Source organism: Rhizobium sp. Leaf453 (assembly GCF_001425605.1).
Classification (GTDB): domain Bacteria; phylum Pseudomonadota; class Alphaproteobacteria; order Rhizobiales; family Rhizobiaceae; genus Pararhizobium.
In genome coordinates this window covers 131,237-148,064 of sequence record NZ_LMRG01000008.1, presented here as the reverse complement: position 1 = coordinate 148,064, position 16,828 = coordinate 131,237, and the positions used below count along the sequence as shown (strand labels likewise).

The following is a 16,828-nucleotide window of genomic DNA, read 5'->3' as shown; positions in this document are numbered from 1 at the left end:
TCCTTGCCGCCCGATACGAGATACGAACCTCTATCCTCGAAGTCATGGCAGGGCTCCCCGTGAACAAGAAAGTCGACGTCAAGGATTTGCTTTCGGAAGAGTTGCCGAGTGACTCGAGGCATGCCCGCCAACTGGTCAGACGTCAGTTGATCGCGGAGGCCGTGATCGCCGAAGGCTCGCTCCGCATCGAGGACCTGACGGAACGCTTTGGCATCAGCCTGATGACCGCGCATCGCGATGTCGATGAACTCGTCAGCCGTGGCCTGTTTCGCAAGACGCGCGGTATCGTGTCCGCCGCGCCGACAAGCCTGATCGAATCCAGCGATGCCTATCGCGCCACACGCCAAGCCAGCGAAAAGAAGGCGATTGCTCGCACCGCGATGAACTTCGTCGAGCCGGGGCAGGCGATCTTTCTCGATGACGCGACCACCGTCCATGAAATGGCCTCGCTGCTGCCGGCCAAGGTGCCGCTGACGGTGATCACCAATTCGCTCGTGCTGATCAACGAGCTCAAGGATATCAGCGATCTCAACCTGATCGGTCTCGGCGGCCAGTTCTACCACTGGTGCAACGCCTTCATGGGGCACATCACGGTGAGCGAGATCCGCAAGTTGCGGGCCGACACCGTCTTCATGTCGCTGTCGGCGATCGTCGATGACGTCGTATTCCACCAGTCGCCGGAAACAGTGGAGACTAAGCGGGCCATGTTCGAAAGTGCCGCCAAGCGCGTGCTACTGGCCGACCACACGAAATTCGAGCGGCGCGCGCTGCATCACTTCGCAACGCTCAACGAGTTCGACGTCGTCATCGTCGATGAAGATACGCCGATTTCCCATCTGTCGCGCATGCGATCGAAGGGCATCAATGTCGTGGTGGCGGACGCGGAACGGTAAGGGCGGGCCAGTCCCTTCGCGGACTTTTCCCGGCTGCCCATGCGTTTCGCCACTCGAATGGAGAATGGAGAAACGCATGCCCTGCATCATGGGGATAGACAGCGGCCTGACTGTCACGAAGGCCGTGATTTTCGATGAGACCGGAACGGCGCTTGCCATTGCGCGCCGGCGCGTTCCGCAACTGATTCCCGAGCCGCAGCATGTCGAGCGCGATATGGACGGGCTGTGGGCGGCAACGGCGGACGCGATCCGCGAAGCCGTGGCCGCTTGCGGCCGCCCGGCGTCAGACATTGTTGCTATCGCCGCGACGGCACATGGTGACGGCATCTACCTGCTCGATGATGACAGGCGTCCGCTTGGCCCTGCGATCGTGTCGCTCGATACCCGGGCGGCGGAACTGGCCGACGACTGGAACCGGGGCGAGGTGGGAGACCGCGCGCTGGACCTGACCGGCCAGAAGCCACACGCCTCCGCACCATCGGCTCTTCTTGCCTGGATCCGCGACCACCAGCCGGAACGTTACGCCCGGATCGCCCATTTCATCGCCGCCAAGGATTGGCTGCGCTTCTGTCTCTGCGGCACTATCGGCACCGACCGCACCGAGGCCAGCACCTCTTTCACCGATGTGCAGACACAGGATTATTCCAGCGACGCCTTCGCGCTGTTTGGCCTGCAGGCACTGTCCGGCAGGCAACCGCCCATGGCCGGCTCGACCGAGATCGTCGGTGGCGTGACGGCGGAGACCGCGCGGCTGACCGGTCTTGTCCAGGGAACGCCCGTCGTCGCCGGCCTGCATGATGTCACGGCATCCGCGCTCGGTATGGGCGGCTATGGCGAAGGTGTGATCGCCGTCATCGCCGGCACCTATTCGATCAACGAGACGGTATCGCATGTGCCGAAGGTGGATGCGCGCTGGTTCTGCCGCAACGGTATCCTGCCTGGCGAGTGGAACAACATGTCGATCTCTCCGGCTTCCACCGCCAATTACGACTGGTTCATCGACCAGTTCTGCGCCGCCGACGCGGCAAAGGCGGAAGCCGCTGGCGAGAGTATCCATGCCATCCTCGGCAAGGAATTCGAGGCGGCGCGCAACCGTCCATCCAGCGTCTTCTTCCATCCCTATCTGTTCGGTTCGCCCTTTGGCGGTGCTTCGAGCGCAGGCTTTTCGGGTATGAATGCCTGGCACGATCGCGGTGATCTGGTGCGGGCGGTGCTGGAGGGCATCGCCTTCAACCACCGCATCCATATCGATGCCTTGCGCGATGGATTTGCACCGAAGACGGCTCGGCTAACGGGCGGAATTTCCCGCAATCCGGCCATGGCCGGCCTGTTCGCCGATATCCTCGGCATGCCGGTCACGGCGACCCGGACCGAAGAGGCCGCCGCTTGGGGTGCTGCACTTTGCGCCGGGGCCTGCGTCGGTCTGTTTTCGTCTCCGACCGCCGACCCGCGCGATCTCGCCTTAATCGAGACGCTCTATCAGCCGGATGCCGAGCGCAGCCATGCCTATGAAGAGAAATACCAACTGTTCCTCGACCTTGCCGAAGCGATGAAGCCACTTTGGCCGAGGCTGCGACGCCTTGGTGGTTCGGGACAGTGAACAGGATGCATGCCATGACTGATGCGAATGAAAACCAGATGCGAGCCGGCGCGGGCACTGTCGAAAAATTCGACGTGATCATCCTCGGCGCCGGGATCAACGGGGCGGGGCTGTTTCGCGATCTCTGCCTGCAGGATGTCAAATGCCTGATCGTCGATAAGGCCGATTTCGGGTCCGGCACCAGCGCCGCGCCTTCGCGACTGATCCACGGTGGGATCAAGTATCTCGAAACCGGCGAGCTTGGCCTCGTCGCCCAGTCGACGCTGGAGCGCAATCTGCTGCTGCGCAACGCGCCGCATTGCGTCGAGCCGCTGCCAACCTTCATTCCGTCCTTCTCGCTGATGAAGGGTGCATTCGCCGCAATCCGTACATTGTTCGGCTCGACCACCGCGCCACGCAGCCGGGGCGCGATCCTGATCAAGATCGGCCTCGCGCTGTACGATCTCTACGGCGCCCGTCACCGGGTGATGCCGAAGCACCAGTTCATGTTCCGCAAAAGGGCTCTTGCCGAAATGCCCGAGGTGACGCCGCGCATTGTCGCCGGCGGCATCTACTATGATGCCAAGATCAGTCGGCCGGAGCGGCTCGTCTGGGAACTGGTCAGGGACGGCCTAGACGCCAGCCCGGGTTCCCGCGCGGCCAATTTCACATCTTTGCTCGGCCAGCAGGACGGTGTTCTGACCTTCCGCGATCCACAGGGTGCGGAATGGCAAGCGAGCGGTGGCGTAGCTGTCAATGCAGCCGGCCCATGGATCGATCACGTCAATGCGACGCTTGGTGCAGAAAGCAAGCTGATCGGCGGCACCAAGGGCTCGCATATCCTGCTCAGCCATCCCGAACTCGTGAAGAGCCTCAAGGGGCGAATGATCTACTTCGAGGCCGATGATGGCCGCATCTGCCTTGTCTACGAATATCTGGGCCTGGCACTGGTGGGCTCGACCGACATCAAGGCGGCCGATCCGGAAAATGTGCGCTGCGAGGATGACGAGATCGATTATTTCATCGCCAGCCTGCGTTCACTGCTTCCGCGGCTGCGTTTCGACCGCGATCAGATCGTCTATGCCTATAGCGGTATCCGGCCGCTTCCGGCGTCCGATGCCAGCCAGCCGGGCCTGATCAGCCGCGACCATTCCGCCCCGGTCATCGAGCCGGTGGAGAGCCGGCCGTTCGCGATCATTTCTCTCGTCGGCGGCAAGTGGACGACATTTCGCGGTTTCGCCGAGGAGGTCGCCGACACGATCCTGGCCCGGATCGGCAAGGCGCGGGCCAAGAGCACCCAGATGTTGGCGATCGGCGGCGGGCGCGATTTCCCGATCGATGACGCAACCCGCAAGACCTGGATTGCCGGCCGCGCCACAAGCACCGGTCTTGCTCCACAACGCATCGCCGTGCTGCTCGCTCGCTACGGCACGACGGCTGATCCGGTTATGAATCATATTTGCGATGGGGCAGGGGATGCCGAACTCACACATGTGCCTGGCTACAGTGTTGCCGAGATCGACTGGATCGCCCGAACGGAAATGGTCGAGCATCTGGCCGATATCGTCATGCGCCGCACGACGCTGGCAATCGAGGGACGGCTGAGCGCCGAGGCGCTGGACGAAATTTCACGCGTGGCAGCGGCGGAATTGGGATGGAGCGAGGAGAAGAGGACGGAGGAGGTCGCTGCAGTGTCAGCGCACCTGCAGCGCTTCAACCGCGTTCATTTGTAAATGCTGGCACCACACACTCCGTCATCCTCGGGCTCGACCCGGGGTCTGCTGGACTATTGGTAAGCCTCTGAAAAATAGAAGAAAATTAAACCGGATGAGATCCTCGGGTCGAGCCCGAGGATGACGGAGTGTGGGGTATTCGGCGTTTTATGCAGCCACCGGATCAAGCGCTCCGGACTTGTATCGCGCAGCCATCTGCGACAGCGTGAGTGGCACAATCGCATCCGCATACCCCGCCGTGCCGAACTGCTCGAAGCGCTCACGGCAGAGCTTGCTCAGAGCCGTCATAGCGGGCTTCATGTATTTGCGGACGTCGAACTCCGCAGGATCCTCGGTCAACACGCGGCGAACTTGGCCGGTCATCGCCATACGGCAGTCCGTGTCGATGTTGATCTTGCGCACGCCATGCTTGATGCCACGCTGGATTTCCTCGACCGGAACGCCCCAGGTCGGCTTGATTGCGCCGCCATGCCTGTTGATGATCTCCTGCAGTTCCTCCGGCACGGAGGATGAGCCGTGCATGACGAGATGGGTGTTCGGCAGCTTCCGGTGAATGGCCTCGATAACATTCATCGCCAGCACGTCGCCATCCGGCTTGCGGGTGAATTTGTAGGCGCCATGGCTTGTGCCCATGGCGACAGCGAGCGCATCGACCCTGGTTTCGCGAACGAATTTTACGGCTTCCTCGGGATCAGTCAGCAACTGGTCGTGGCTGAGTTGCCCCTCAGCGCCATGACCGTCTTCCGCTTCGCCCATGCCGGTTTCGAGCGAGCCAAGTACGCCGAGTTCGCCCTCCACGGAAATGCCGCCGAAATGGGCCATGGTGGTGACCTGCCGGGTGACGCCGACATTGTATTCCCAGTCGGCCGGCGTCTTGCCGTCGGCCTTGAGTGAGCCGTCCATCATCACCGAGGTAAAGCCGGCCTGGATCGCCGTCATGCAATTGGCTGGCTCGTTGCCGTGGTCGAGATGAACGCAGACGGGAATATGCGGATAGATTTCCACCACCGCGTCCATCATGTGGCGCAGCATGATGTCATGGGCATAGCTGCGCGCGCCGCGCGAGGCTTGCATGATCACCGGCGACCGGGTCTGGTCCGCCGCCTCCATGATGGCTAATGCCTGTTCCATGTTGCTGATGTTGAAGGCCGGCACGCCGTAGCCGTGTTCGGCAGCATGGTCGAGCAGTTGCCGGAGTGTGATTCTTGCCATGTGATTATCCCCTCAGTTGGTGTTCTGGATGTAGCTGGCGATCATCTCGACCTCAGTGGATGAACCGAAGACGAGCGGGATGCGTCCATGGTGGCTGGACGGCCGTTGATCGAGGATCGGCAGGATGCCATCCGTCGCCTTGCCGCCGGCGGCCGCGCAGAGAAAGGCGATGGGATTGGCCTCGTAGACATGGCGAAGCCGCCCGAATTCGTATCCCGGTCGCTTGTCGCCGACATAGAAGAACAGCCCGCCGTGCTGCATGATCCGATGCAGTTCACCGACGGCGGCGCCAAGCCAGCGCATGTTGAAGTTCCGTGATCTCGGCCCATCCCTGCCCTGCAGACAATCATCAACATAGCGCCGCATTCCCGGTTTCAGATGTCGGTATACAGAAGCGTTGAAGGCGAGATCGGATGTCTCCGCCGGCAGCGACACATTTTCCCGCAAGATCAGGAATCGGCCGGTTTCCGGATCCATCGTCGCCAGCACGAAGCCTTCGCCGACCGAAAAACCGAGATCGACGGAATTGCCGTAGGAGACATAGCCGGCTGCCGCCTGTGCCTTGCCGGGTTGCAGGAACGTATCGCCATCGTTTGCGACCGGCAGAATGGAAAACAGCGTGCCAAGCGGTGCGCCAAGACCGACATTGCCGGACCCGTCGAGCGGATCGATCGCCACGGCAAAGGGTCCGCCATTGTCGTTCGTTTCCGGCTTGTCTGCCTCCTCGGAGAGAATCTCGGCCGCACCGGCCTCCAAAAGGAGATCGACAAACAGACGGTGCGAGCCGACATCGATAGATTTTTGCCGGTCTCCATCCGTGTTGGCGCCGACAAGCCTGCCGGGATCGCCCGGAAGCCTGCCGGCCGCGATGCGTGCGGCGAGAATGGCTGAACCCTCAAGGATGGAACGTATCAGCGCGGTGATCGACAGGAGGCCATCATCGCGACCTGCCCAGGCAGCGAGATAATCTTCGACACTCTGTTGCGAGAGGGTGGGTGCGTCGCCCTCGAGAACCAGGGAAGCTGCGGGGCTCATGTCACGCACCTCTTCTGGACAGCACTGCGTTCGAAATGCAAGCCGCCGTCTTTGATGTGAAGTTTTCCAGAGATTTGCGATGGCGTGCGCCGGCTTGGAACTTTCGGTCTGCGGAATCGTGTTCCCGACTGGCATTGGCTCGCGGTGCGTCGATATCACTGACGTGTTGGTGCAATCCCCATTTTCCAAATTGCATTTCGTCCTCCCTTTGTTATGAGAGGCTAATTAACATAATCACATTATTATCACAACAAAAAATGTTATAATAACAAAACGCCCTGAATAACCGAACTTTTGGGTGCTGTGGAAGCTGTGATCACAGGTTGATCCGAGACCACGTTCTGAAGTCCAGGAAGTTGGTTCGTCCAGACGTTTCAGCCAGCAATGATCCTGAGGCAGCACCCGCTTCATTCTGCATCTCGTGTGCAGCGCTTTTTAACGATCGCTTGATAATGTGATGCTGTAACGGGATTTTTCGGCCTCTCCATGTTTGCTTCATTATCGATCCAGCAGCGTCTCTCAGCCTTCGCGGCATCGTTCACGCTCATTGTTTTCGCGCTTTCGGTCGCGACGATCAGCGGCTTGCATGCGATCGACGAAAATCTCGAAACACTTGAGGGACGCCTGTTGCGATCCTCTCAGATCCTCGCGCAAATCGCCCATCACACTGCGGATTTCCGACTTGCCGAGATCGACCTGGCCTTGGCATCGGATGATGGAGAGCGAGCGCTGGCAGCATCTGCCGTCCAGAAAAATCGGTCCGAGATCGCTGCACTGGGGGCCGATTTCATCGCGGTCGAAGGTCAGGATGAGGCGGCTCTTGCGCCCTTCCAATCGGCTTGGCGTATGCTTTTGTTGAGGCACGATGACTGGGTCAGGCAACTCGGCAAGCCGAGACACGATTCCACGATCGAGCTGCCCGACGATATGAAGGCGCTTCATATCCGGGTGGATGATGAAATCGAGACCCTATACGGCGCCACATTCCAGCAGGTTCATGGGCATGCCGAAGGGGTCGATGCACTCATTCACAAGACGATTGACTGGACAACGGGCCTTTCGATCGGTGGAATACTGCTCGCCGGTCTCCTGATCTATCGGGCGCGAGTGATGATCACACGCCCGTTGAGGGCCATGACGCAGACCCTGACGAAATTGTCGCGGGGAGACCGCGAGGTCGTTTTACCGGCGCTCAACCGCGACGACGAGATCGGCGACATGGCGAAAGCCTTCGAGGTCTTCCGCGCGAATGCACTGGCACTGGAGGCGGCCCATGCCGCGACACGTCTGGCCCAGGAGGAGGCGCAGATGCTCGCGCGCCACGACGCCCTGACGGGCCTGCCCAACCGCCGGGTGTTTACAAATGCATTGGAAGACGCCGTCGCGCGAACACAGGCAGGATCACAGCCCTGCTCCGTCCTGATGATCGATCTCGATCGGTTCAAGCCGATCAATGACACGCTTGGACATGCGGTCGGTGACCTCGTGCTCTGCGAGGTTGCGACACGCCTCAAGAGCGTGCTCGGCCGCGGCGATCTCGCCGCCCGTCTCGGGGGAGACGAATTTGCCGTTATTCTGAAAGATGACCAGCAGGACCATGACGCCTATGCGCAAGATGTGGCACAGAAGGCCTTGGCATTGCTGGAGCAACCGATTTCCGTCAACGGCACCTCCGTCGAGATTTCCGCGACGATCGGTATCGCCTCCTGTCCGTCCGCCGCCGCCGAGCCCGAAGCTCTGTTACGCGCAGCCGATCTTGCTCTCTATCAGGGAAAGCGGGATGGTCGGAGCAGACTCTGCTGGTTCGAGCCGCAGATGGAGGAGATCTTGCGCCTCTCCGCCGATCTGGAGAAGGATCTGCGAGCGGCCATCGAGAACGAAGAGATCAAGCCATTCTACCAGCCGCTCGTCAGCATGAAGGACGGCCATATCTATGGCTTCGAAATGCTGGCACGCTGGCACGACAAGCTTCGCGGCGATATCTCGCCTGAGATATTCGTCCCCCTGGCGGAACAGATGGGGCTGATCTCGGCAATGACTTGGCCGCTCCTTCGGCAGGCGTGCCGGGATGCACGGGACTGGCCGACGCATATGACCTTGTCGATCAACCTTTCAGCCGTTCAACTGAAGGACGCCGATCTACCCGTACAGATACTGGCTGTACTGTCCGGTGAAGGTTTTTCTCCCCGCCGTCTGGAGGTGGAGATCACGGAGACCGCACTGGTCGCCGACTTTGAGATGGCTCGGGGCATTCTGGAGGCGCTGCGTGCGGCGGGCGTCAAGACGGCGCTCGATGATTTCGGCGCGGGATATTCCAACCTCTACATGCTGCGGGAATTGAATTTCGACAAGATCAAGATCAAGATCGATCGTTCTTTCGTCATGGCGATGCAACGGGATCGGGAAAGCGAAGGCATCGTCTCGGCGGTCATCTCGCTGGCGCGAAACCTCGGCTTGCCGGCCGTCGCGGAGGGCGTGGAGACCAAGGAGATCGTCAAGATGCTCGCCGATCTCGGCTGCGAACTGGGGCAGGGTTACCTTTATGGAAAGCCGACACCCGCCGCGTTGGCGAAGGCTTTGGCAATCGCGAATATCCAGAAGGCAATCTGAGGCAGGCCTGTTAGGCCTGCCCCGGACCAAGGCAAAGAGCCTGGGTGTTTCAGGCTTCCGCCGGGTCCGCGAGCCGCGTGCGACCAGCAAAGCCGATCAGGGCTGCGCCAAGGAGGGCAGACAATCCGGCAAAGGCGAGAACGCCAGCCGGACCGTGAGGGCCGACGATCAGGCCGCCGAACACCGCGCCGCTTGAGATGGCGACCTGGAAGGTGGTGAGCGTCAACGCGCCTGCGCTCTCGGGCTCGTCAGATGCGGCCTGGGTCACGAAGCTTTGGACGCTGACCGGAAGAGCGCCGAACGCGAAGCCCCAGAAAGTGGTCGCTACGGTGGCGATCACCGGCGAGGCGCCTGCGAAGCTCAGGACAAAGGCAGCGATGGCGATGCCGGCGGCAGCAAGCGTGATCGACAAGGCCGTGTTGCGCTCGGAAACGAAGCCGCCGAAGAAGTTTCCGAAGAAGCCGCCGATCCCGAAAGCCAGCAGTGTGCCCGATACGCCTTCCACGCCGAAATGCGGCACATCCTCAAGGAACGGCCGGATGAAGGTAAAGCCAGCGAAATGCCCGGCCACGACAAGCAGGATCGTCAAGAGCCCGATGCGGATGACCGGCCGGCGAAGCACGGTCGCCATCGTGCCGAGGTTGGAACTGCCGGTAGACGGCATGGCTGGAAGCGTCAGGGCCTGGGCAAGAAGGGCCACAACGCCGAGAACCCCGGTGATGACAAAGGCCGATCGCCAGCCCATCAATTCACCCACCCAGGCACCGACCGGTGCCGCGCAGACAGTCGCTGCCGAAACACCGCCCATGATGATGGCCATCGCGCGAGGCATCAGTCGTTCAGGCACCAGTCGCATGGCCAATGCAAGCGACATGGCCCAGAAACCACCAAGACCGATGCCGAGCAGGGCGCGCGACAAAAGCAACATGGACATTCCACTGGACAGCGCAGCGAGTGCGCTCGACAGGATCAGAAGCGCGGTCAACCCCAGAAGCGTATAGCGCCGGTCGAAGCGGCTGGTCGCGACCACCACGGCAGGGCCGGCAATGGCACCGACGACTGCGGTCATGGTGACGGATTGTCCGGCCGCGCCGATGCTGACGCCAAGGTCGTGCGACATCGGCGTCAGCAGGCTTGCCGGCAGAAATTCTGCCGTGACCAGTCCGAAGACTCCGAGAGAAAGAGAAATCACGCCGGCCCAGAACGGCCGTGCGTCATCGTCGAGAAAGCCGGTTGGTTGTTTGTCATTCATCTGCTGACTCCATCATTTTGGATAGAAAGGCTAGACGGAGCGCCCTGGTGTTTCTATGCTGAAAAATCCATAAGACATGACGATTCGTCCAAATGATCGGATTTCCAGATGAACGATCCACTGACCGAGATGTTGCGCGGCTTGAGGCTGGACGGTGTCGAATATGGTCGCTGTCAGCCGTCTGCACCATGGGCGACATCCTATCCGGCGCAGGCCGAGGCGCGGTTTCATTTTCTGGCGGCCGGACATGCCTTCCTGCAATCGCCTTCCGGTGAGTGGATGGAAATGCATCCCGGCGACGCCGTCCTCCTGCCGCGCGGCGATGCGCATGTCCTGGCCAGCCAGCCGGGTGTTCCGCCAATCTCCGTGGACTGCATGACCCGCAAGCGCCTCTGCGATGGCATCATCGATCTGCAATGTCCCTGCCCGGACAGCAGAAACCTGCTATTCTTCGCCGTGATGCGTTTCAACGTCGACAAACGGCATCCGCTGCTGGAATTGATGCCGGATGTCATGCGGACGGGCGATTTGGCGGGGAGCGAGCCGACGATCCCGCTTCTGCTCGATGCGATGACGCGGGAGGCAGAGATGAACCGCGTCGGGGCTGGCGGCATCCTTTCACGCCTCGCCGATGTTCTCACCGCAACGATCATAAGGACCTGGGTCGAACATGGCTGCGGCGATTCAACGGGCTGGCTGGCCGCCGTGCGCAATCCTGATGTTGGCCGCGTGCTTGCCGCCATTCATCTCGATCCTGCCTATGACTGGAGTGTCGGCGAACTCGCGCGCCACATGGGAGCGTCCCGGTCCGCCTTCGCTGAGAGGTTCGCCACAGTGGTCGGCGAGACGCCGGCCCGCTATGTCGCCAAAATGCGCATGCACCAAGCCCATCAGTGGCTTCGGGAGGGGCAGCGGGTGGCCACGATTGCCGAGCGTCTCGGCTACGAATCCGAGGCATCTTTCAGCCGGGCCTTCAAGCGTGTCATCGGCGCATCGCCCAGCCGTTCTCGCGACAGCCGGACGGTCAACGGGAGTGGGCTGGCTTAACAAGGCGCAACGTCATCCGGCCGCCTAGTTGTTGACCCGGATCGAGCGTGACAAGCCCTTCGAAACGCTCCATTGCGTGGGCATTCGGGAGGTGGCTCATCGGCTCGAGGCAGAAAAACTCGCCGTCTTCCGATGGCGAATAAAGAACGAAATGGCCGAAAATTGCGTCGGCCTCCAGCGACAAAGCCATCCCGATTTCCGGCCATTCGATCCGTGCCTTTCCGTCCCAGCCGGCGAAGGCGTTGTTCAGCCACCGCCCGGGCAGTGTCGTGCCGTTGGGGAAGTCGAGATCGGTCGGCAGTGGACCGGCTTCTCCCGGAAGGTGGTTTTCGCGCTCGGACCAATAGCGTTTCACATTGGCAAACAGCCGTGTCGCCGGGGTCCGCGGAAAGTAGGGGTGGAAGCCGAGCCCATAGGGCAGTCGCCGTGTCGCCTTGTTGGTGATCGTCAGCGACAGGCTCAAGCTGTCGTTGCAAATATCGATGGCCTGGATGGCCTCATAGGCAAAAGGGGAACCTTCGTTCAGGTCGTGGACGTAGCGGAAGACAATTCCGTCCGGCGCCTGTTTCAGGATTTCCCATCCCTGCAGCCATCCGTCCCCATGCAGAACAAGCGGATCGGCGGTGTTTGGCTGCAGGACATGGTCCTGCCCCTCGAAATGAAACCGGTTGTTTTCGATGCGATTGCCGAAGGGAATGAGCGGAAAGCAGGCTTCCGCGCCAAACACCTGCGATGCGAGACCCGGCGATGCCACCGGTTTCAGGAAGGGCATGCCATGCCAGTTCGCGGACAGGATGGATCCGCCGAGCGGGCTCACATCGATCACGAGCCCGCCTTTTTCGAGGCGGATGACATCTCCTGTCATGACGTCAGCTACGCCGGCCGGCCGCCGCCGAGCGCAGGTTGTCGAGCAGCACGGCAAGCAACAGGATCAGGCCGCGCACGACATACTGGTAAAAGGCCTGGATATTCAGCAGGTTCATGACGTTTTCTGCGATGCCCATGATCAGCACGCCGACGATGACGCCCGTCATGGCGGCCCGACCGCCGGCCAGCGATACGCCACCCAGAACGCAGGCCGAGATGACCGAGAGTTCAAGTCCCGTAGCGGCATTCGGCTGACCCGAGGTGATGCGCGAGGCAAGCAGCACACCGGCGACGGCACAGACGAGACCCTGCAGCGCGAAGATCCAGATACGCATGTTGGAGACGTTGACGCCGGCAAGGCGAGAGGCCTCCGGATTGCCGCCGATCGCCAGCGTGTTCTTGCCGAAGACGGTGCGGTTCAAGACGAAGCCGAAGATGATGAAGAAGATGGCCATCACCCAGATCGGCGTCGGGATGCCGAGGAATTTCGACAGGGCAAGCTGGTAGAAGCCGGGGTCGTTGATGCCGACAGCGCGGCCATCCGAGGCGATCAGCGCAAGGCCGCGCACGATCTGCATGGTGGCGAGCGTGGTGATCAGTGCATTGATGCGGAAGCGGGCGATGACCACGCCGTTGACGAGGCCGACGCCACCGCCGCAGAGAAGGGCTGCGATCAGACCGACGATGATCGAGCCCGAGGCATTCGAAGTCATGACCGCGACCATGCCGGAAAAGGCAACCGTCGAGCCGACCGAAAGGTCGAAATCGCGTGATGCAAGGCAGAACATCATCGTGCAGGCAACGATGCCGATGGTGACGACGGACTGCAACAGGCCCAGCATGTTACGCTCGGTCAGGAAGTTCGGAACCGTCAGCGCCACGATGGCAAAGGCGATGGCGAATATCACGACGAGGCCTTGCTCGCCGAGGAGGAGTTTTTTGAGAGACGTCATCGCGACTGGACCTGTTGGTTGGGAAGTTCGCCTGCGGAGGAAACATCGGGAAGGGCGGCGGCGAGGATACGGCGTTCGTCGAAATCGGCGCGCTGGATATCGGCGGCCACCCGTCCCTGGCACATGACCATGATGCGGTCGGTGATGCCCATCACCTCCGGCAGTTCGCTGGAAATGACGACGATCGCCATGCCCTGACCGGCGAGTTCATAGAGGATTTCATAGATTTCCGACTTGGCGCCGACATCGATGCCACGGGTCGGCTCGTCGATGATCAGGACCTTCACGCCCTGTTCGGAAAGCCAGCGGCCGAGAATGACCTTCTGCTGGTTGCCGCCGGAGAGATTGACGATTTCCTGCTTGCGGGACGGGGTGCGCACGCGCAGCTTGGCAATGAAGCGATCGGCAAGCTCGGCTTCCTTCTTCGGCTGCAGAATGCCGAAGGGCGAGAAATGGCGGCGCGAGGAGATCGCCATGTTCTCCTCGATATTGCGGCCCTGAATGATGCCATCGAATTTTCGGTCTTCCGGGCAGAGCACGATGCCGGCGCGAATGGCATGCGGCGGGCTGTCGGCAGCGACTGTCTGGCCATCGACACTGACGTTGCCCTGTGAGCGGCTGTCCGCGCCATAAACGAGGCGGGTCATCTCGCTGCGGCCGGCGCCGATGAGGCCGAAGAAACCGAGAATTTCGCCCTGCCGCACGGAAAAACTGATCGGACTCGGCAGCTTGCGACCGGCCAGGTCCTTGACCTCAAGCCGCACTGCAGCCTGTTCGCGCGGGCGAAAACCCCAGATATTGGCGATTTCACGACCGACCATTTCGGCGATGATCTGCTCGCGGGTGGTCTTGGCGATTTCCGGATGGTGCGCGGCAAGCTTGCCGTCACGCAGCACGGTCAGGCTGTCGCAGAGCCGGAAAATTTCGTCGAGGCGGTGAGAAACGTACAGGATGACCTTGCCCTGCGCCCGCAGCCGGTCGATCAGTGCAAACAGGATTTCGCTTTCGCGCGAAGAGAGCGATGAGGTCGGTTCGTCGAGCGCGATAACGCGAGCATCAGCCATGACGGCTTTGGCGATCTCGACCATTTGACGCTCGCCGATGGAAAGGGAGGCGACCTTGGCGGCGGGATCGATATCAATGCCGATCTCGGCCAGCTTTTCTTTCACCACGCGGATGAGCTGGCCACGATCGATGACACCGGCCTTGCCGGGAAAGCGGCCAAGCCAAAGGTTTTCGGCGACGGTCAGTTCGGGAACGAGCTGGAGCTCCTGGTGGATAACGATGACACCTGCGTCGAAGGCATCCCGCACCGATCGGTAATGCTGCGCCTTGCCATCGATCAGGATGTCGCCGGCATCGGCGGACTGGTCACCGGAAAGCACGCGGATGAGCGTCGATTTGCCCGCACCGTTTTCGCCCATGAGGCCGTGGACGGTACCCTTCCTCACCGAGAAGGAAACATCGGCAAGCGCCTGCACGCCGGGATATCCCTTGGATATCGCTTTGAATTCGAGAAAGTCCTGCATAGCTCCACCCCGCAAGGGAACCCGGCGACTGGAGTCTGTCAGGTTCATATTGAACCAGACAGACTCCAGATTTCTTTGTTTTCGTTTGTCTTTTCGGGAAAACCGGTTTCCACTTTTCCCTGACAAACTCTAGTGCCGCCAGGCGAATTGATCCCCGGAAGGATGATTATTCGATACCGAGGTCCTTGCGAACCGTCTCATAGTTGTCGCGCAGGGCGACCTGACCGGCGGTCAGTATCAGCTTTTCCGGCTCCTTGCCGTTGGCAACCCAGTCATACATGTTGAGCGCGGTTTCATAACCATGGCGCTTCGGCGAGATGATCACGGTGCCGAAGAAGCCGGTGGCAGCTGGCTTCTTGAACTCGTTAATGGCCGAATCCGCACCGCCGATGCCGACGCCGATCATGCTGTCGGCGGCGATGCCGACGGTTTCGGTTGCGCGAACAGCGCCCAGAACCGCTTCGTCATTGAGGCCAACGGCTACCCAGTGCTTGATGCCAGCGTTCTTGTTGAGAACGACGGTTGCAGCGTTCAGGGCGGCTTCTGTGTCGGTCTTGGCCTGCGGAGCGTCGAAAATGTTGGCTTCCGGGAAACCGGCGGCCTTCAGTACCGAGAGCGCGCCTTCGACACGGTCGACGGCGGTCGGCAGCTGGTCGTAGGAAACGCGGATCGCGCCGACATCCTTCATGTCCCAGCCGCGCTTCTTGATCTCGTCGACGATCGTCTGGCCGACGGCTTCGCCGATCTTGGTGGCGGAAATACCCATATGCGGCACGTCTTCGATTGGGCTGCCATCGGCATTCACGAGGCGGTCGTCGACGGTCATGACCTTGAGGTCGTTGGCGGCAGCCTTAGCGACGATGCCGGGGCCAAGCTTGACGTCCGGCGTGCAGATGATGAAGCCCTGCGCGCCCTGTGCGCCGAGGTTGTCGATGGCCGACTGGACCTTTTCGCCGTCTTCGGCGCCGATCTTGACGAGGGTGAAGCCCTTCTCCTTGGCGGCGACTTCGGCGAACTTCCATTCGTCCTGGAACCACGGCTCTTCGGCCTGCTTCACGACGAAGCCGATCTTGATGTCTTCAGCGAAGGCGGAGGTTGCGGCGAATACGGCGACGGTGCCAGCCAAAAGGGCTGCCTTGATAAAACCCATTGTCTCTCTCCCAAAAGTAACTGCGTTTGCAGTCATGCCTATTTATCGGCTTTCATCATATTGGTCAATTGTCTTTGTATGATGAATTGTGTATCTGTGTCTGACATTGGTAAGGGTCTGATATGAATCTGACCGTCGCCATCGGAAGCGAAACGGTTTATGGATCGCTGCAGACGCATCGGGAGTGGGATGGAGAATGGCAGAACACGGTGAGCGCGTGGATGCATTGCAGGACGGCGGGCCAGTGCGTCGGCCGCGTGTGCAGAAGAACGTGACGCGCACGATTGCCACGGACATCTTTGCCGATGTCTTCCCTGCAGGCGCTTTCCTGCCGACGGAAAACGAGCTGTGCCTTCGCTATGGCGTCAGCCGCACGGTCATCCGCGAATCCCTGAAAATCCTCGAATCCAAAGGGCTCGTGCGTGGGCGTTCGCGTGTCGGCACGGTCGTCTGCGCCAAGGAAGAATGGAATATCCTCGACCAGCAGGTGCTGGAATGGATCGGGCCACGCATCTTCGAACTCGACCTCTTGTCATGCGTGCTCGATGCGCGCAGAGCCATCGAGCCTTTTGCTGCCGAGTTTGCCGCAGAACGGGCAACGGCCCAGGAAGTCGGCGAGATCGAGCGCGCCTGGGAGATGATGCGCGATGCCGAAGGCGATCTTGAGGCCTTTACCCAGGCCGACGTTGCCTTCCACGCGGCACTTTTGAAGGCGAGCCACAATCAGGTTTTCATGCAACTCGCCAGCATCATTCGCGCAGCGCTGGAATTCTCTCTTCATGCCTCGAACGAGGTGGTGGAGAGGCGCGACGAGGCTGTCGAAGTCCATCGCCAACTGGTTGAAGCCCTGCGCATGCGCGACAAGGCGGCGGCTCGTGACTGTTCCAACCGCATGCTCAACGTTGCCGCCCGCGACATTGCTATTGCCGCGCAAAAACATCCCGCGCCGGCAGGCGAATGATCCGGCT

General features: G+C 60.9%; 13 protein-coding genes. 6 read left to right on the top strand and 7 right to left on the bottom strand.

What is annotated here, in order from left to right:
- The first annotated feature begins 59 nt into the window (after positions 1–59).
- From ASG68_RS11745 to ASG68_RS11735, 3 genes are all read left to right on the top strand, one after another.
- Positions 60–893 carry a DeoR/GlpR family DNA-binding transcription regulator gene (locus ASG68_RS11745; RefSeq protein ID WP_062578339.1) on the top strand — a complete coding sequence of 278 codons (834 nt, stop codon included), beginning with the start codon at positions 60–62 and terminating at the stop codon, positions 891–893.
- A gap of 76 nt (positions 894–969) precedes the next feature.
- Positions 970–2,493, top strand: a complete 1,524-nt coding sequence (locus ASG68_RS11740) for an FGGY-family carbohydrate kinase (protein WP_062603992.1) — start codon at positions 970–972, stop codon at positions 2,491–2,493.
- 14 nt (positions 2,494–2,507) lie between these two features.
- The gene (locus ASG68_RS11735; RefSeq protein WP_062578337.1) at positions 2,508–4,205 is read left to right on the top strand and encodes a glycerol-3-phosphate dehydrogenase/oxidase; all 1,698 of its coding nucleotides are present in this window, start codon (positions 2,508–2,510) and stop codon (positions 4,203–4,205) included.
- Positions 4,206–4,352: 147 nt separating this feature from the next.
- On the opposite strand, the gene fba is transcribed toward ASG68_RS11735, so the two are convergent.
- Together fba and ASG68_RS11725 are read right to left on the bottom strand one after the other, a co-directional pair.
- Positions 4,353–5,417, bottom strand: a complete 1,065-nt coding sequence (gene fba, locus ASG68_RS11730) for a class II fructose-bisphosphate aldolase (protein WP_062578288.1) — start codon at positions 5,415–5,417, stop codon at positions 4,353–4,355.
- Positions 5,418–5,429: 12 nt separating this feature from the next.
- Positions 5,430–6,452, bottom strand: coding sequence for a class 1 fructose-bisphosphatase (locus tag ASG68_RS11725; protein WP_062578287.1), 1,023 nt, complete (start codon positions 6,450–6,452; stop codon positions 5,430–5,432).
- Between the two features lie 486 nt (positions 6,453–6,938).
- Between ASG68_RS11725 and ASG68_RS11720 the strand changes: the two genes are divergently transcribed.
- Positions 6,939–9,062: a putative bifunctional diguanylate cyclase/phosphodiesterase gene (locus tag ASG68_RS11720; RefSeq protein ID WP_062578285.1), complete on the top strand. Its 2,124-nt coding sequence runs from the start codon at positions 6,939–6,941 to the stop codon at positions 9,060–9,062.
- 49 nt (positions 9,063–9,111) lie between these two features.
- On the opposite strand, the gene ASG68_RS11715 is transcribed toward ASG68_RS11720, so the two are convergent.
- Positions 9,112–10,314 carry an MFS transporter gene (locus ASG68_RS11715; RefSeq protein WP_062578283.1) on the bottom strand — a complete coding sequence of 401 codons (1,203 nt, stop codon included), beginning with the start codon at positions 10,312–10,314 and terminating at the stop codon, positions 9,112–9,114.
- Positions 10,315–10,422: 108 nt separating this feature from the next.
- Here ASG68_RS11715 and ASG68_RS11710 point away from each other — a divergent pair, with 108 nt between their 5' ends.
- Positions 10,423–11,361, top strand: a complete 939-nt coding sequence (locus ASG68_RS11710) for an AraC family transcriptional regulator (RefSeq protein ID WP_062578281.1) — start codon at positions 10,423–10,425, stop codon at positions 11,359–11,361.
- Here the strand turns inward: ASG68_RS11710 and ASG68_RS11705 are convergent.
- The 4 genes from ASG68_RS11705 to ASG68_RS11690 form a co-directional block, all read right to left on the bottom strand.
- A complete protein-coding gene (locus ASG68_RS11705; RefSeq protein WP_062578279.1) occupies positions 11,339–12,226 on the bottom strand; it encodes an aldose 1-epimerase in 888 nt (295 codons plus the stop codon). The genes ASG68_RS11710 and ASG68_RS11705 overlap by 23 nt on opposite strands.
- A 4-nt stretch (positions 12,227–12,230) precedes the next feature.
- The gene (gene araH / locus ASG68_RS11700) at positions 12,231–13,181 is read right to left on the bottom strand and encodes an L-arabinose ABC transporter permease AraH (RefSeq protein WP_062578277.1); all 951 of its coding nucleotides are present in this window, start codon (positions 13,179–13,181) and stop codon (positions 12,231–12,233) included.
- Positions 13,178–14,710 (bottom strand): L-arabinose ABC transporter ATP-binding protein AraG, encoded by a 1,533-nt coding sequence (gene araG / locus ASG68_RS11695; protein WP_062578275.1) that lies wholly within the window; start codon positions 14,708–14,710, stop codon positions 13,178–13,180. Before araG ends, araH begins: the two co-directional genes overlap by 4 nt.
- A 166-nt stretch (positions 14,711–14,876) precedes the next feature.
- Positions 14,877–15,860, bottom strand: a complete 984-nt coding sequence (locus ASG68_RS11690; RefSeq protein ID WP_062578273.1) for an arabinose ABC transporter substrate-binding protein — start codon at positions 15,858–15,860, stop codon at positions 14,877–14,879.
- 196 nt (positions 15,861–16,056) lie between these two features.
- Here ASG68_RS11690 and ASG68_RS11685 point away from each other — a divergent pair, with 196 nt between their 5' ends.
- On the top strand, positions 16,057–16,821 hold the full coding sequence (locus ASG68_RS11685; RefSeq protein WP_062578271.1) for a FadR/GntR family transcriptional regulator: 765 nt from the start codon (positions 16,057–16,059) through the stop codon (positions 16,819–16,821).
- Positions 16,822–16,828 lie beyond the last annotated feature (7 nt).

Coding starts and splice junctions, on each gene's coding strand:
- ASG68_RS11740 (WP_062603992.1), top strand. CDS start 970: ATGCCCTGCATCATGGGGATAGACAGCGGCCTGACTGTCACGAAGGCC.
- ASG68_RS11735 (WP_062578337.1), top strand. CDS start 2,508: ATGACTGATGCGAATGAAAACCAGATGCGAGCCGGCGCGGGCACTGTC.
- fba (WP_062578288.1), bottom strand. CDS start 5,417: ATGGCAAGAATCACACTCCGGCAACTGCTCGACCATGCTGCCGAACAC.
- ASG68_RS11725 (WP_062578287.1), bottom strand. CDS start 6,452: ATGAGCCCCGCAGCTTCCCTGGTTCTCGAGGGCGACGCACCCACCCTC.
- ASG68_RS11720 (WP_062578285.1), top strand. CDS start 6,939: ATGTTTGCTTCATTATCGATCCAGCAGCGTCTCTCAGCCTTCGCGGCA.
- ASG68_RS11715 (WP_062578283.1), bottom strand. CDS start 10,314: ATGAATGACAAACAACCAACCGGCTTTCTCGACGATGACGCACGGCCG.
- ASG68_RS11710 (WP_062578281.1), top strand. CDS start 10,423: ATGAACGATCCACTGACCGAGATGTTGCGCGGCTTGAGGCTGGACGGT.
- ASG68_RS11705 (WP_062578279.1), bottom strand. CDS start 12,226: ATGACAGGAGATGTCATCCGCCTCGAAAAAGGCGGGCTCGTGATCGAT.
- araH (WP_062578277.1), bottom strand. CDS start 13,181: ATGACGTCTCTCAAAAAACTCCTCCTCGGCGAGCAAGGCCTCGTCGTG.
- araG (WP_062578275.1), bottom strand. CDS start 14,710: ATGCAGGACTTTCTCGAATTCAAAGCGATATCCAAGGGATATCCCGGC.
- ASG68_RS11690 (WP_062578273.1), bottom strand. CDS start 15,860: ATGGGTTTTATCAAGGCAGCCCTTTTGGCTGGCACCGTCGCCGTATTC.
- ASG68_RS11685 (WP_062578271.1), top strand. CDS start 16,057: ATGGCAGAACACGGTGAGCGCGTGGATGCATTGCAGGACGGCGGGCCA.